The following is a 912-nucleotide window of genomic DNA, read 5'->3' as shown; positions in this document are numbered from 1 at the left end:
CGGCCTGGGCCAAGAGAGGCACAAGGGCACTGCCAATTCCCCCTGTGGCCCCTGTCACGAGAACAACTGCCTGGGACAACGGAGACACTTCACGTTTCTTAAACTCTTTCCCCCATCATACCTGGGGATCAGCCTTGCTTGAGTGCCGAAGACGAGGGAGCCTAAACGCGACGCAACCGCAGTCGCTGCACCCATTCTTCCCCAAAGCGCAGCCAGTCTGCCATTTCTTCTGGACTCACCGGTGGGTCATCCCGCCAAATGACAAGCTGCGGCCCGAATCCCTCCGCACAACAAGGAGGATGCTGCTCCAAGAAGTTGAGGAAACTGGGATGGAAGCGCAGGCGAATCTTAGCCTCATCTTCTCCGCGCAAAAGGTAGCGGCGAGAAAAGTCGGGATGGTTCTCGAAATTGATATCCTGCATGCCAAAAGCTTTAGCAACGTCGTGGAACAAGGGAACTTCTGGGTGCAGCCGAAAATGAGGTAGCCGTAGGTCTTCGCAATAGGCCCAGAAAACAGAAAAGTAATAATTTCTTCCTCTGGAAGCCTTCCAGCTGTAGTCAAAGATGGCGATTTCGGTTCCATCGTTCAGTCGTTTGAACATCGAGTTGTAGAAACGAGCGCCGCTTCGTTGGAAAAAGCCAGCCTGAAGCAAGCGGGATCGGATCCCTTCGGGTAGCTCCGCCGAAAACGACATTCCCAACCTCCCGGCTACCCGCTCCAAGGCTTCCCGACGCCTCTTCTCTAGATAGGTGATAAGCGCCAGAGGGCCTAAGAAAAAAAGGACGAGAAAAAGGACAAAAATAATAAGACCTATAACCATCCCATCCAAACCCCCTCTGAGTTTGTAAACTCAGCACCCCCACCCAGAGTACCAGAGCAGGCACAAAAAAGGGATCCCTCCAGCAAGAAGG

The 912-nt window shown here is 53.4% G+C and carries 1 protein-coding gene; it reads right to left on the bottom strand.

Going from position 1 to position 912, the window contains the following annotated elements; all coding sequences use genetic code 11:
• Positions 1 to 161: 161 nt before the first annotated feature.
• Positions 162 to 821, bottom strand: a complete 660-nt coding sequence (locus tag NW860_RS10405; protein ID WP_414514045.1) for a hypothetical protein — start codon at positions 819 to 821, stop codon at positions 162 to 164.
• Positions 822 to 912 lie beyond the last annotated feature (91 nt).

This window comes from Synechococcus sp. F70.1, from assembly GCF_047502745.1.
In the GTDB taxonomy this organism is placed as follows: Bacteria; Cyanobacteriota; Cyanobacteriia; order Thermostichales; family Thermostichaceae; genus Thermostichus.
Note: the sequence above shows the minus strand (reverse complement) of the source record. Positions and strands in the feature narration are given on the sequence as shown.

What these genes read in the sequence shown, in the direction of transcription:
- NW860_RS10405 (WP_414514045.1), bottom strand. Translation starts at nt 821, where the DNA reads ATGGTTATAGGTCTTATTATTTTTGTCCTTTTTCTCGTCCTTTTTTTC.